The following is a 12276-nucleotide window of genomic DNA, read 5'->3' as shown; positions in this document are numbered from 1 at the left end:
GACTACACCACCATCCCGAACTGCTGGGAGAAGCGGACGTCGCCCTCCACCATCTCTCGCATGTCCTGCACGCCGTCGCGCAGCATCAGGCCGCGCTCGACACCCATCCCGAAGGCGAAGCCCGAGTAGACCTCGGGGTCGATACCGGCGGACCGGAGCACGTTCGGGTTGATCATGCCGCACCCGCCCCACTCGATCCAACGCGGTCCGTCCTTGAAGGTCGGGTGCCAGAAGTCGAGCTCGGCGCTCGGCTCGGTGAAGGGGAAGTAGCTGGGACGCAGGCGGACCTTCGCGTCGTCGCCGAAGACGCTCTTCACGAAGTGGTCGAGCGTTCCGCGCAGGTGCGCCATCGTCAGGCCCTTGTCGACGGCGAGACCCTCGAACTGCATGAAGACGGGCGTGTGCGTCGCGTCGAGCTCGTCGGTGCGGTACACGCGCCCGGGGGCGAGCACGTACACGGGGAGCTCGCGCTCGAGCAGCGAGCGCACCTGGACCGGCGAGGTGTGCGTCCGCAGGACGAGGTGCGACTCCAGCGGCTCCACGAAGAAGGTGTCCTGCATCGCACGGGCCGGGTGGTCGGCGTCGAAGTTCAGGGCGTCGAAGTTGAACCACTCGCTCTCGACCTCGGGGCCCTCGGCGATCTCCCACCCCATGCCGACGAAGATGTCGGACACGCGGTCCTGGAGCAGCGTGAGCGGGTGCCGGGCACCGGGCACGCGACGCAGCGGAACGGCGGTGACGTCGATCGCCTCGGCGGCGAGGCGTGCCTCCGTCTCGGCGGCGACGATCTCGCCCTCGCGCTCGCTCAACGCCTTCGAGACGCGCCCGCGAGCCTGACCGACCAGCTTGCCGAGCGCGGCCTTCTGGTCGTTCGGCACGCTGCGGAGCGATCCGTTGAGGGCGGCGAGCGGTGACGCCTCGCCGGCGTGGGCTGATCGGACCGCTTTCAGGGCGGCCGAGTCGGTGGCTGCGGCGATCGCTTCGAGAGCGGCGTCGACCGCGGCGTTCACCGCTGGTTCGGAGATTGGGGATGCGTCGGACACGAGAGCCAAGTCTACCCAGGCGGTCGGCCCGCATGGGCGACCGTCCTCGCCCCGACGGCGAGCCGGTCGACCGGTCACCGTCGGGACGACGTCAGATGCTCGCGCCGGACGACTGGTTCCCCGCCTGGATGCCGAGGATCTTCGTCGTCGTGTCCTCGGTCACGGCCTGTTCCTTCGGCGTCCGCGGCGACCGTCGGGTGCGCACCTCGACAATCTTCGCGACGCCCGAGAGGATCAGGCAGAGCACGATGTAGATCGAACCCATCACGATGATCGAGGGGATGATCGGGCTACCGTAGAGCGCCTGCGACCCGAACTGCTTCGCGAGGTAGAGGAGCTCCTGATAGGTGATCAGGAAGCCGAGCGCCGTGTCCTTGAGCGCGACGACGAGCTGGGCGATGATCACCGGCAGCATCGCGCGGATCGCCTGCGGGAACAGGATGAGGCGCAGGACCGCGGACTTGCGCAGGCCGATGGCGTAGGCGGCCTCGCCCTGTCCCTTCGGCAGCGACTCGATGCCCGCTCGGAAGATCTCGGAGAACACCGCGCCGTTGTACAGCGTCAGCGCGACGGCGACGGCGACGAACGGCGTCACGAAGGTGAAGCCGAGGGGCGGCAACCCGTAGTACATGAGCATCATCAGGATGAGGACCGGGACCGCCCGGAAGAACTCGATGAAGATCGTGAAGGGGACGTTGATGACCTTGTGGTCGGACAGTCGGCCGATCGCCAGCACCAGTCCGAGGACGACGCTGCAGACGGCGGCGACCGCGAACGCGGACAGGGTCGCGCCCGTCGCCTGGAGGATCTGCTCCCAGACGCGCGGGAAGGTGAAGAGCTTCCACTTCGAGGCGGTGAACTGTCCGGTCTCGATGAAGCGGAAGACGACGAAGGCGAGGATGCCGGCGACGACGAGCACCGTCGCCGCACCGATCCAGCGATAGCGGACGATGGCCTTCGGGCCGGGGGTGTCGAACAGGACGGAGCTCATCGCGCGATCCTCCACTTCTTCTCGAAGGCCCGTTGGGCGAGGGACAGGAGCGACACGAGGGCCACGAAGATGAGGGCCACCCACAGCAGTCCGATGAGGAGCGGCTCGCCGCGCTCGGACAGGTTCGCGCGGATCGCGCCCGCTTCGGCGACGGAGAAGCCGGCGGCGACCGTCGTGTTCTTGAGCAGGGCGATCAGCACGCTGAACAGCGGTGGCAGGACGGCACGGAACGCCTGGGGCAGGATGACGAGCGTCATGGTCTGTCCGAACGGGAGCCCGATCGCGCGTGCGGCCTCGGCCTGCCCGATCGGCACCGTGTTGACGCCGGACCGCAGGACCTCCGCGACGTAGGTGGCGGTGTAGAGGCTCAGCCCGATGATCGCGAGCGTCGTGTAGCTCACTTCGGGGAGCCCGAGCTTCGGGTAGCCGAACGCGAAGAAGAAGAGGATGAGGGTCAGCGGGGTGTTGCGCACCGTGTTGACGTACACGGTGCCGAAGAGGCGCATCGCCGGGACCGGCGAGACCCGCATGGCACCGACGATGGTGCCGAGGACGAGCGCGAAGAACCCCGACACCACGAAGAGCAGCAGGGTGTTGCGGAAGCCCGTGACGAAGAGGTCGAGGTTGTCGAGCAGGACGTTCATGTCGCGCACGCCTTTCGGGAGGGGGACGCCCGTGGCGGGCGCCTGGGCGGAGTCGACGGGACAGCTCCACCGGACGGCCGCTGGTCGGCGGCCGCCCGGGGCGCTGCTTAGTAGTCGTCGACCGCCGGCTGGGTCACCTTGGTGCCGGAGGCGCCGAGGGTGGCGTCGTAGATCTTGGTCCAGGTGTCGCCGCCATCGGTGAACATCGTGTTGATGAAGTGGCGGAGGGCGTCGTCACCCTTCGGCAGACCGATGCCGTACAGCTCGGTGCTGAACGGCTCGCCCACGACCTTGAGCTCGTCGGGGAACTGCGCCGCATACCCGATCAGGATCGCCTGGTCGGTCGTGACCGCGTCGACCTTGCCGTCGTTCAGGGCCTCGACACACTGCGAGTAGGTGTCGAACTCCTCCGTCTTGGTGTCGGGGAAGTTGTCCTTGATGTTCTGGATGGGCGTCGAGCCCGTCGCCGAACACACGGTCTTGCCGGCGAGGTCGTCCTCGCCCTTGATGTCGTCGTTGTCCGCGGCGACGAGCAGGCCCTGGCCGGTCTCGAAGTACGGTCCGGCGAAGTCGATCTGCTCCTTGCGCTTGTCGGTGATCGAGTAGGTGCCGACGTAGTAGTCGATGTCACCGTTCACGATGGCCGACTCGCGGTTGGCGCTCGGGATCGCCTTGAACTCGATCTTGTCGGCGTCGAAGCCGAGCGACGCGGCGATCCAGGTGGCCATCTCGACGTCGAAGCCGGAACGCTCGCCGGTGGCGGCGTCGAGGTAACCGAGACCGGGCTGGTCCTCCTTGACGCCGATGCGGACCTTGTCGGCCTTCACCATCGCGTCGTACGTGGGGCTGCCCTCGAGCTGGACGTCGGTGGCGACCTCGAAGAGTGCGCCGCCGTCGGACGCGCCGTCGGTCGATCCGGTGCCGGCGTCGCCGCCGCTGCACCCGCTGAGCGCGAGCGCTGCTGCAGCGACTCCCGCGGTGATGAACATGAGCCTCTTGCGCATGTTGTCCTTCCTTCCTTGGTGCCCGGGACGGGCCGATCGGTTGGTCAGTTCCGGGTCGCCGCGCGGGTCGCGCGATCCGGAGTCGGATGGGTCAGTGGGTGAGCAGCTTCGACAGGAAGTCCTTCGCCCGCTCGGACTGCGGGTTCGTGAAGAACGACTCGGGGTCGGTGTCCTCGAGGATCTCGCCATCGGCCATGAAGACGACGCGATCGGCGGCCTTCCTGGCGAAGCCCATCTCGTGGGTGACGACGATCATGGTCATGCCCTCACCGGCGAGCTGCACCATGACGTCGAGGACCTCGTTGATCATCTCGGGGTCGAGGGCCGAGGTCGGTTCGTCGAACAGCATGACCTTCGGCTTCATCGCGAGGGCGCGGGCGATCGCCACGCGCTGCTGCTGCCCGCCGGACAACTGTGCCGGCAGCTTGTCGGCCTGCACGCCGATGCCGACGCGCTCGAGCAGCACCTTCGCCGCATCGTCGGCGTCGCGCTTCTTCTGCTTGCGCACCTTGATCGGGCCGAGGGTGACGTTCTCGCGGATCGTCTTGTGCGCGAACAGGTTGAACGACTGGAACACCATGCCGACGTCGGCGCGCAGCTCGGCGAGCTGCTTGCCCTCCTCCGGCAGCTTCTTGCCGTCGATCCGGATCTCCCCCGAGCTGATCGTCTCGAGCCGGTTGATCGTCCGGCAGAGGGTCGACTTGCCGGACCCGGACGGTCCGATCACGACGACGACCTCGCCCTTGTTGACGGTGAGGTTGATGTCCTTCAGGGCGTGGAACTCGCCGTAGTGCTTCTCGACGTTCTCCATGACGACGAGGGGCTCGCCGCGCCCTGCCTGGATCGGGTTGCTCGTGGTCTCGTATACGCCGGCGGCACCATGCGAGGCTGCTGCATCGGGTTCCGTCGGGCCGGAGTTCGGGGACACTGTTGGCTCCATGTAACCCAAACTAGGTGACCGTGTGTTTCGTGCGCATGACGGAAGCGCTACGGTTACCGTTTCGTAACCTCGACGGTCGACGCCTCAGACGCTCAGGCGTGCTGCGCGAACGCGCTCTCGAAGACGCACACCGACGCCGCGGTGGCCAGGTTCATGCTCTCGGCACGGCCGTAGATCGGTACCGTAACCGCACGGTCGACGAGCTCGAGGTGCTCGTCGGTGAGTCCCCTGGCCTCGTTGCCGAACACCCATGCCGTCGGCTTCGCGAGCACGCCTTCCGACCGGACCACGAGGAGGTCCTCGCCCTTGATGTCGGCCGCGAGCGTCTGCAGTCCCGCCGCACGGGCCCGTTCCAGCACGGCGGGCAGCTCGACACCGACCGCGACGGGCAGGTGGAAGAGCGAGCCGGTCGTGGAGCGCACGACCTTCGGGTTGTAGAGGTCCACGGTCCGTCCGCTCAGGACGACGGCGTCCGCTCCGGCGGCGTCGGCGGCTCGGATGATCGTCCCGAGGTTGCCCGGATCCCGGACCTCCTCCAGGATGACGACGAGCTGCGGCTCCCCGGCGAAGATGTCCTTGATGGAGGTCGGGAACTGCTGCGCGACCGCGATGAACCCCTGCGGGGTGACGGTGTCGGCCATCGACTCCAGCACCTGCTCGGTGACGAACTCGACCTCGAGTCCCGCATCGGTGGCCGCGGCCCCGATGTCGGTGTAGCGCTCGAGGGCCGTCGGCGTCGCGTACAGCTCGAGGATCAGGTCGGGCCGGAACTGCAGGGCCTCCGACACCGCCTGCGGTCCTTCGAGGAGGAACAGGCCGGTCTCCTGTCTCGCCGGACGCTTGGCGAGTTTGGCGACGGAACGGACGCGCGGTGACCGCGGATTGTCAAGCACGCACCCATCCTATGGGTCGCACTCCGGACAGACGAAACGGCCCGATCCCTGGTGGGATCGGGCCGTTCGAACACGTCGTCCGGTCGGACGCAGGGCTTCCGACTAGGCGGAGACCTTGGGTGCCGAGGTGTCGGCGGGCAGTGCGGCCTTGGCCGACGCGACGAGGGCCGCGAAGGTGGCGGGCTCGTGCACCGCGAGGTCCGCGAGGATACGGCGGTCGACCTCGATCCCGGCGAGGCCGAGACCCTGGATGAAGCGGTTGTACGTCATGCCGTTGGCACGCGAAGCCGCGTTGATGCGCTGGATCCAGAGGCGACGGAAGTCACCCTTGCGCGCACGACGGTCGCGGTACGAGTAGACGAGGGAGTGAGTGACCTGCTCCTTGGCCTTGCGGTACAGACGCGAACGCTGACCGCGGTAACCGGCGGCGCGCTCGAGGATGACGCGACGCTTCTTGTGAGCGTTGACCGCCCTTTTGACTCTTGCCATGTTCCTAGTTCCTTACGGGTAAACGGTCTAGCGACCGAGCAGCTTCTTCATGACCTTGGCGTCGGCGGGCGCCAGCACCTGGTCCTGGTTCAGGCGACGGGTGCGACGGCTGGACTTGCTCTCCAGGTTGTGTCGCATACCGGCCTGCTGCTTCATCAGCTTGCCGCTGCCAGTGACCTTGAATCGCTTCTTGGCCCCGGAGTGGGTCTTCTGCTTCGGCATGGGATTCCTCGTTTCTTATCGGTTCTCGTCGGTGGATGACTCCACCGGAGCAGCCTCGTCGGCTTCGTCGGCTTCAGCCGGACGTGCCTTGGATGCCGCACGTTGTGCGTTGGCTTCGGCTTTCGCCTCGGACTTGTTCTTGAGCGGACCGACGACCATCACCATGTTGCGACCGTCGACCATGGGGGTGGACTCGACGGTGCCCCACTCGGACACGTCCTCGGCGAACTTCTGGAGCAGGCGGACGCCCTGCTCTGGGCGGGACTGCTCGCGGCCGCGGAACTGGATCATGGCTTTCACCTTGTCACCGGCCTTGAGGAAGCCCTCGGCGCGCTTGCGCTTGGTCTCGTAGTCGTGCTGGTCGATCTTGAGGCGGAACCGGACCTCTTTGAGGATCGTGTTCGCCTGGTTGCGCCGGGCCTCTTTGGCCTTCTGCGCAGCCTCGTACTTGAACTTGCCGTAGTCCATGATCTTCGCGACGGGCGGCTTGGAGTTGGGTGCGACCTCGACGAGGTCGAGATCCGCTTCCTGCGCGAGGCGAAGGGCGACCTCGATTTTGACGACGCCGACCTGTTCTCCGCCGGGACCGACGAGTCGGACCTCCGGGACGCGGATACGGTCATTGGTACGGGGATCGCTGATGCGGAGCTCCTCTGACTGGGTGGGATGCCACGCGACCAGGTCCGATACCTGCGACGCGACGAAATCGGTTCACCACACACCCGTACCCTCCGCCGGTGTTCAGAACACCTGTCGGAAGGCACCACGCCCTGCTACCCGAAGCGGTGAAGCGACAGGCGGAGCGTGACAACCCGGTAACCTTGTGAAGCGGTCGAGCGCGGGTGGGAGAATCTCCTCTTTCGTACCGAGACATGTCTCGGAGCACCGCACGAGTCTAACAGAGGATCCACGTGAACAACACCACCAGCCCGTACGACCACGACGACGAGTCGGGAGGGGCCGATCAGGCCACCCGGGACATCGCCGACGTCCCCGCCGTCGAGGTCATCACCACGGCCGCCGTGCACCTCATGAGCGCTGCAGCGGTCAAGTGCGGCCTCGCGGACGCGCCCGACGCCCAGACGGACCTCGACGAGGCCCGCAAGCTCATCAACGCCCTCGCCGGGCTCATCACCGCGGGAGCCCCGGAGATCAGCGACATGCATGCCCGCTCGCTGCGCGACGGCCTGCGATCCCTCCAGCTCGCCTTCCGGGAGGCGTCCACCATCCAGGATCCCATCGGCAAGGGTCCCGGCGAGAAGTGGACCGGGCCGGTCACCTGATCGCAGCGCGGCGCTCCGCCTCGCCGATCAGTCGGCGGGGCGGAGCGACACCGCGAGCGAGTCGACGCGCGTCGCGATGACCTCGTCCGCGGCCCAGCGCTGAGCGAGCCGCGCGAGCACCGCGTCGAGCTCCTGCTGGGTCAGTCCCTGCAGCAGGCCGAGCTCGACCACGAGCTCGGATCCGGTGAGCTTCGCCTCCGGGTCTCCGGCTCGCAGGCGCACGCTCACGACGGCGAGCTCCTGCTCGATCGACCGCTCGAACGCGCCGCGCACCAGCGGGTCCGCGAAGCTGGGCGTCCACGGCTGCGACTGCGCGATCGCCCATAGCGCGGGGCGGCGTACGGCGAACTCGGTGCTCGACGTCGGATCGAGGACCACGACGTCCGTCTGCTCGCTCGCGGCCGCCAGGGCGACCCTGACGCCGTCGGCCGGGATCGGCCTCGCCGTCCGGTTCCACGCGGACATCGCCTGCACCGAGCTGAACACCGGGAGCACGGTACGGCCGTCCGGACCCGTCACGGTCACGATGGACAGCTCCTGCGACTTGTCGACCAGCTGACCCTGCTCGTTCTCGCCGGCCTCGCCGAGGTGGGCCACGAGCGGGATGAGCAGGCGGGAGTCCCGGAACGCGTCGACGACCTCGGCCTCGCCGACCTCGCCGGCTCGGAAGCGTCGCAGGGACTCGATCAGCCGCTCGGGCGCACTGCCGTCGTCACCGGAACTCGCGTTCGGCTGGAAGCTCCGACCCGCCCAGGGCTGGCCGGCAGAGTCGGCACCACCTGCCGCCGGGTGGGCATGCCCGCCTGAGGGACCGTGCCGGTCGGGCGCGGAGGATTCGTCAGCGGCCCGAGACATCCAGCGCCTCGGCCAGGGTGAATGCGCCGTTGTAGAGCGCCTTCCCGATGATGGCGCCCTCGAGCCCCAGGGGGACCAACTCGCGCAGTGCGACCAGGTCGTCGAGGCTCGAGATGCCGCCGGAGGCCACCACCGGCCGCTCCGTGCGCTCGAGCACCTGTCGGAGTAGGTCGATGTTCGGCCCCTGCATCGTGCCGTCCTTCGTGACGTCCGTCACGACGTAGCGTGCACAGCCCGCCTCCTCGAGGCGGTCGAGGACCGTCCACAGGTCGCCGGCGTCCTGCGTCCAGCCGCGAGCGGCGAGCGTCGTGCCACGGACGTCGAGGCCGACCGCGATCGCCTCGCCGTACTGGGCGATGACGCTCGCGGCCCACTCGGGGTTCTCGAGCGCCGCGGTCCCGAGGTTGACGCGCGCGACGCCCGTCTCGAGCGCCTGCTCGAGGGAGGCGTCGTCGCGGATGCCGCCCGACAGCTCGATGTTGACGCCGCGCGCCTTCGAGATGACCTTGCGGATGATCGACCGGTTGTCACCACGACCGAACGCGGCGTCGAGGTCGACGAGGTGGATCCACTCCGCCCCCTGACGGGCCCAGTCCAGGGCTGCGTCGACGGGCTCACCGTAGTTCGTCTCCGAACCGGCCTCGCCGCGCGTCAACCGGACGGCCTTGCCGTCCACGATGTCGATCGCGGGGAGCAGCGTCAGTCCGGCCGTCGTGTTGAACTCGTTCATGATCCACCGTCTCTTCGGGAGCTGCGAGCCCCTCGGTTCCCGGCGCACAGCATGCCTCGCGGCACAAGCACCTGATCCTAGTCGGCTACAGGGTGCCGAGCCAGTTGGACAGCAGGCGGATACCGGCGTCGCCCGACTTCTCCGGGTGGAACTGCGTCGCCGACAGCGGACCGTTCTCGACGGCTGCGAGGAACGGCACGCCGTGGGTCGCCCAGGTGAGGCGCGGCTCGGGGAACGGCGGCATGACCTCGAGGGTCCACTGCTGTGCGGCATAGGAGTGGACGAAGTAGAAGCGCTCGTCGGCGAGGCCGTCGAAGAGCACGGACCCCGCGTCCGGCGACACCGTGTTCCAGCCCATGTGCGGCAGGACGGGCGCTTCGAGTTCCGTGACCGCACCGGGCCACTCCCCCAGGCCGTCGGCCTCGGACCCGCGCTCCACGCCACGCTCGAACATGACCTGCATCCCCACGCAGATGCCGAGGACCGGACGCCCTCCCGCGAGACGGCGGTCGATGACCTCGTCGCCGTGGGACGAACGGAGTGCGCCGATCACCGCGTCGAAGGCACCGACACCTGGCACGACGAGACCGTCGGCGGCCTGGGCCGCCTGACGGTCGCCCGTCAGCACGACGTCTGCGCCGGCGAGCTCGAGGGCCTTGACGGCGGAGTGCACGTTGCCGGAGCCGTAGTCGAGGACGACCACCGACGGGCGTGCACTCACAACGCGCCCTTCGTCGACGGGATGCCCTGGACCAGCGGGTCGAATGCCTTCGCCTGCCGGAAGGCCCGCGCGAACGCCTTGAACTCCGCTTCGGCGATGTGGTGCGGATCGCGTCCGCCGAGGACGTTCACGTGCACGGTGAGGCCCGCGTTGAAGGTGATCGCCTCGAAGACGTGACGCACCATCGAACCCGTGAAGTGCCCACCGATCAGGTGGAACTCGAATCCGGCCGGTTCCCCGCCGTGCACGAGGTACGGACGACCGGAGATGTCGACGACGGCCTGCACGAGGGCCTCGTCGAGCGGGACCAGTGCGTCGCCGTACCGGGAGATGCCGGCCTTGTCGCCGAGCGCCTGACGGATCGCCTGGCCCAGGACGATCCCGACGTCCTCGACCGTGTGGTGGACGTCGATGTCGACATCGCCCGTCGCCCGGACGGTCAGGTCGGTCAGCGAGTGCTTCGCGAAGGCCGTGAGCAGGTGGTCGTAGAACGGGACGGAGGTCTCGATGCTGCTCGTGCCGGTGCCGTCGAGGTCCAGTTCCAGCTCGATGCTGGACTCGCTCGTCGCGCGCTGGATCCGGGCCGTGCGCTGCTGGGTGGTCATGGGATCCAGTGTATCGAGCGCACCGAAGCTGCACGCCGTGTGTCGACGGGTGTGGATCGTCGCGTCATCCGGCTGCACCAGGCTCTGCCGACGCCTATCGTTGAGAGGTCATGACTTCCACACCCAGCATCGCCCCGGCCGTCCCACTCGACCAGGCGGAGATCGCCGCTCTCCGTGAACGGTTCCCGATCCTCGCCCGGGAGATGAACGGACACCCGCTCGTCTATCTGGACTCCGGCGCCACCTCGCAACGTCCGATCGAGGTCATCGACGCGGAGCGCGACTACGCGACGCACCGGAACGCCGCCGTCCACCGTGGAGCCCACCTCCTGGCCGCCGAGGCGACGGAGCTCTTCGAGGACGCTCGCGCGACCGTCGCCGCGTTCATCGGTGCCGATGAGCGGGAACTCGTCTGGACCTCCGGCGTGACCGCGGCCCTCAACCTCATCGCCGGGGCCATCGGGAACGCGAGCGCCGGTCTCGGCGGTGCTGCCGCCGAGCGGTTCCGACTCGGTCCAGGCGACGAGATCGTCGTCACGGAACTCGAACACCACGCGAACCTCATCCCCTGGCAGCAACTCGCAGCACGCACCGGTGCGACCCTCCGTCACCTCCCGGTCGACGACCACGGCGTGCTGCGCTTGGACGCCGTGGACGACATCATCGGCGAACGCACGCGCATCATCGCCTTCGCGCACGTGTCCAACGTCACCGGGGCAATCGCGCCGGTCTCCGAGCTCGTCGGCCTCGCCGAACGCGTCGGCGCGCTGACCGTGCTCGACGCCTGCCAGTCCGTGCCGCACCTGCCCGTCGACGTCGCGTCCCTCGGCGTCGACTTCCTCGTGTTCTCCGGCCACAAGATGCTCGGTCCCAACGGGATCGGTGCGCTCTGGGGTCGCCGTCAGCTGCTCGACGCCCTTCCGCCCTTCCTCACCGGCGGGTCGATGATCACGACCGTCACACTCGAGGGTGCGGAGTTCCTTCCCGCGCCGCAGCGGTTCGAGGCGGGGACCCAGCCGGTGTCGCAGGCGATCGCCCTCGCGAGCGCCGTCCGGTTCCTGCAAGCGGTCGGCATGGACCGTGTCCACGCCACCGAGGCGGCCTACGGACAGCGTCTCGCGGCCGGACTCGCCGCCACCCCCGGCGTCACGCTCATCGGCCCGCCGCCCGGGACACCTCGCGCCGGGCTCGCGAGCTTCGACCTCGCCGGCGTGCACGCTCACGACGTCGGTCAGTTCTTCGACGATCGCGGCATCGCGGTCCGCGTCGGTCACCACTGCGCACAACCACTCCACCGCCGATTGGGGCTCACCGCGTCCACCCGCGCCAGCAGCTACCTCTACACGACGGAGGCCGAGATCGACGCCTTCCTCGAGGCTGCCACGCTCGTCGGTCCGTTCTTCGGGGTGTCCCGATGAGCGGCCTGGAGAGCCTCTACCAGGAGCTCATCCTCGACCACGCCCGCCAGCGCCACGGCTTCGGCTTGCGGGAGGCGCCCGCCGCCGAGTCGCATCAGCTCAACCCCACCTGTGGCGACGAGGTCACCCTGCAGCTCCATCCCGGGCCCGACGGTCGTCTCGCACCGATCGCCTGGGAGGGGCACGGCTGCTCGATCTCGCAGGCGTCGAGCTCCTGCCTGAGCGACCTCGCGGCAGGCCTCACCCCGGCCGAGCTCGAGGCTCTGATCGACGAGTTCCGCACGGTGATCCGCTCGCGGGGCACGCTCGAGTTCGACGAGGAACGGTTCGGAGACGCGGCGGCGTTCAGTGGCGTCTCGCGCTACATCGCGCGCGTCAAGTGCGCCATGCTCCCATGGGTCGCGGCCGAGGAGGCCATCTCCCGCCTGCCGTGAGCGG

16 protein-coding genes are annotated in these 12276 nt (G+C 68.5%); 3 read left to right on the top strand and 13 right to left on the bottom strand.

Annotated features, from left to right (window positions below; genetic code table 11):
- Window positions 1–2: 2 nt before the first annotated feature.
- The 9 genes from pheS to infC form a co-directional block, all read right to left on the bottom strand.
- Window positions 3–1043 (bottom strand): phenylalanine--tRNA ligase subunit alpha, encoded by a 1041-nt coding sequence (gene pheS, locus QRN44_RS15840; RefSeq protein ID WP_064294511.1) that lies wholly within the window; start codon window positions 1041–1043, stop codon window positions 3–5.
- A 91-nt stretch (window positions 1044–1134) separates the two neighbouring features.
- Window positions 1135–2034 carry an amino acid ABC transporter permease gene (locus QRN44_RS15835; protein WP_064294512.1) on the bottom strand — a complete coding sequence of 300 codons (900 nt, stop codon included), beginning with the start codon at window positions 2032–2034 and terminating at the stop codon, window positions 1135–1137.
- Window positions 2031–2678: an amino acid ABC transporter permease gene (locus QRN44_RS15830; RefSeq protein WP_056013357.1), complete on the bottom strand. Its 648-nt coding sequence runs from the start codon at window positions 2676–2678 to the stop codon at window positions 2031–2033. Before QRN44_RS15830 ends, QRN44_RS15835 begins: the two co-directional genes overlap by 4 nt.
- 107 nt (window positions 2679–2785) lie before the next feature.
- Window positions 2786–3682: a glutamate ABC transporter substrate-binding protein gene (locus tag QRN44_RS15825; RefSeq protein ID WP_064294420.1), complete on the bottom strand. Its 897-nt coding sequence runs from the start codon at window positions 3680–3682 to the stop codon at window positions 2786–2788.
- A gap of 91 nt (window positions 3683–3773) precedes the next feature.
- The gene (locus tag QRN44_RS15820) at window positions 3774–4493 is read right to left on the bottom strand and encodes an amino acid ABC transporter ATP-binding protein (protein ID WP_064294513.1); all 720 of its coding nucleotides are present in this window, start codon (window positions 4491–4493) and stop codon (window positions 3774–3776) included.
- Between the two features lie 221 nt (window positions 4494–4714).
- Complete coding sequence (locus QRN44_RS15815; protein WP_285039596.1) at window positions 4715–5515, bottom strand: TrmH family RNA methyltransferase; 801 nt, start codon at window positions 5513–5515, stop codon at window positions 4715–4717.
- Between the two features lie 102 nt (window positions 5516–5617).
- Window positions 5618–6004 carry a 50S ribosomal protein L20 gene (gene rplT / locus QRN44_RS15810; protein WP_064294422.1) on the bottom strand — a complete coding sequence of 129 codons (387 nt, stop codon included), beginning with the start codon at window positions 6002–6004 and terminating at the stop codon, window positions 5618–5620.
- Window positions 6005–6031: 27 nt separating this feature from the next.
- Window positions 6032–6226 carry a 50S ribosomal protein L35 gene (gene rpmI, locus QRN44_RS15805; RefSeq protein ID WP_056012069.1) on the bottom strand — a complete coding sequence of 65 codons (195 nt, stop codon included), beginning with the start codon at window positions 6224–6226 and terminating at the stop codon, window positions 6032–6034.
- Window positions 6227–6241: 15 nt separating this feature from the next.
- Entirely contained in the window at window positions 6242–6868 is a 627-nt protein-coding gene (gene infC, locus QRN44_RS15800) for a translation initiation factor IF-3 (protein WP_079002671.1), read from the bottom strand.
- 269 nt (window positions 6869–7137) lie between these two features.
- Between infC and QRN44_RS15795 the strand changes: the two genes are divergently transcribed.
- Window positions 7138–7509 (top strand): DUF1844 domain-containing protein, encoded by a 372-nt coding sequence (locus tag QRN44_RS15795; RefSeq protein ID WP_056012072.1) that lies wholly within the window; start codon window positions 7138–7140, stop codon window positions 7507–7509.
- Between the two features lie 27 nt (window positions 7510–7536).
- Here QRN44_RS15795 and QRN44_RS15790 read toward each other — a convergent pair whose 3' ends face one another.
- From QRN44_RS15790 to hisB, 4 genes are all read right to left on the bottom strand, one after another.
- Entirely contained in the window at window positions 7537–8364 is an 828-nt protein-coding gene (locus QRN44_RS15790; protein ID WP_121291736.1) for an SseB family protein, read from the bottom strand.
- A complete protein-coding gene (priA, locus tag QRN44_RS15785) occupies window positions 8348–9094 on the bottom strand; it encodes a bifunctional 1-(5-phosphoribosyl)-5-((5-phosphoribosylamino)methylideneamino)imidazole-4-carboxamide isomerase/phosphoribosylanthranilate isomerase PriA (RefSeq protein WP_064294425.1) in 747 nt (248 codons plus the stop codon). The genes QRN44_RS15790 and priA overlap by 17 nt, the downstream gene beginning before the upstream one ends.
- Window positions 9095–9179: 85 nt before the next feature.
- Window positions 9180–9815 (bottom strand): imidazole glycerol phosphate synthase subunit HisH, encoded by a 636-nt coding sequence (gene hisH, locus QRN44_RS15780; RefSeq protein ID WP_071262295.1) that lies wholly within the window; start codon window positions 9813–9815, stop codon window positions 9180–9182.
- Window positions 9812–10420 (bottom strand): imidazoleglycerol-phosphate dehydratase HisB, encoded by a 609-nt coding sequence (hisB, locus tag QRN44_RS15775; RefSeq protein WP_064294427.1) that lies wholly within the window; start codon window positions 10418–10420, stop codon window positions 9812–9814. The genes hisH and hisB overlap by 4 nt, the downstream gene beginning before the upstream one ends.
- A gap of 110 nt (window positions 10421–10530) precedes the next feature.
- Between hisB and QRN44_RS15770 the strand changes: the two genes are divergently transcribed.
- Both QRN44_RS15770 and sufU read left to right on the top strand, forming a co-directional pair.
- A complete protein-coding gene (locus QRN44_RS15770; RefSeq protein ID WP_285039595.1) occupies window positions 10531–11838 on the top strand; it encodes a SufS family cysteine desulfurase in 1308 nt (435 codons plus the stop codon).
- Window positions 11835–12272, top strand: coding sequence for a Fe-S cluster assembly sulfur transfer protein SufU (gene sufU, locus QRN44_RS15765; RefSeq protein WP_064294429.1), 438 nt, complete (start codon window positions 11835–11837; stop codon window positions 12270–12272). The genes QRN44_RS15770 and sufU overlap by 4 nt, the downstream gene beginning before the upstream one ends.
- The last annotated feature ends 4 nt before the right edge of the window (window positions 12273–12276 follow it).

This window comes from Plantibacter sp. lyk4-40-MEA-4 (assembly GCF_030209415.1).
Taxonomy (GTDB): domain Bacteria; phylum Actinomycetota; class Actinomycetes; order Actinomycetales; family Microbacteriaceae; genus Plantibacter; species Plantibacter flavus_A.
The sequence above is the reverse complement of the archived record's forward strand: the minus strand, read 5'-3'. Positions and strand labels throughout refer to the sequence as shown.

Bases quoted from the DNA above. Each gene is read 5' to 3' on its own strand.
- QRN44_RS15825 (WP_064294420.1), bottom strand. From the start codon at position 3,682: ATGCGCAAGAGGCTCATGTTCATCACCGCGGGAGTCGCTGCAGCAGCG.
- sufU (WP_064294429.1), top strand. From the start codon at position 11,835: ATGAGCGGCCTGGAGAGCCTCTACCAGGAGCTCATCCTCGACCACGCC.
- hisB (WP_064294427.1), bottom strand. From the start codon at position 10,420: ATGACCACCCAGCAGCGCACGGCCCGGATCCAGCGCGCGACGAGCGAG.
- QRN44_RS15830 (WP_056013357.1), bottom strand. From the start codon at position 2,678: ATGAACGTCCTGCTCGACAACCTCGACCTCTTCGTCACGGGCTTCCGC.
- rplT (WP_064294422.1), bottom strand. From the start codon at position 6,004: ATGGCAAGAGTCAAAAGGGCGGTCAACGCTCACAAGAAGCGTCGCGTC.
- priA (WP_064294425.1), bottom strand. From the start codon at position 9,094: ATGAACGAGTTCAACACGACGGCCGGACTGACGCTGCTCCCCGCGATC.
- QRN44_RS15835 (WP_064294512.1), bottom strand. From the start codon at position 2,034: ATGAGCTCCGTCCTGTTCGACACCCCCGGCCCGAAGGCCATCGTCCGC.
- QRN44_RS15770 (WP_285039595.1), top strand. From the start codon at position 10,531: ATGACTTCCACACCCAGCATCGCCCCGGCCGTCCCACTCGACCAGGCG.
- rpmI (WP_056012069.1), bottom strand. From the start codon at position 6,226: ATGCCGAAGCAGAAGACCCACTCCGGGGCCAAGAAGCGATTCAAGGTC.
- QRN44_RS15820 (WP_064294513.1), bottom strand. From the start codon at position 4,493: ATGGAGAACGTCGAGAAGCACTACGGCGAGTTCCACGCCCTGAAGGAC.
- QRN44_RS15790 (WP_121291736.1), bottom strand. From the start codon at position 8,364: ATGTCTCGGGCCGCTGACGAATCCTCCGCGCCCGACCGGCACGGTCCC.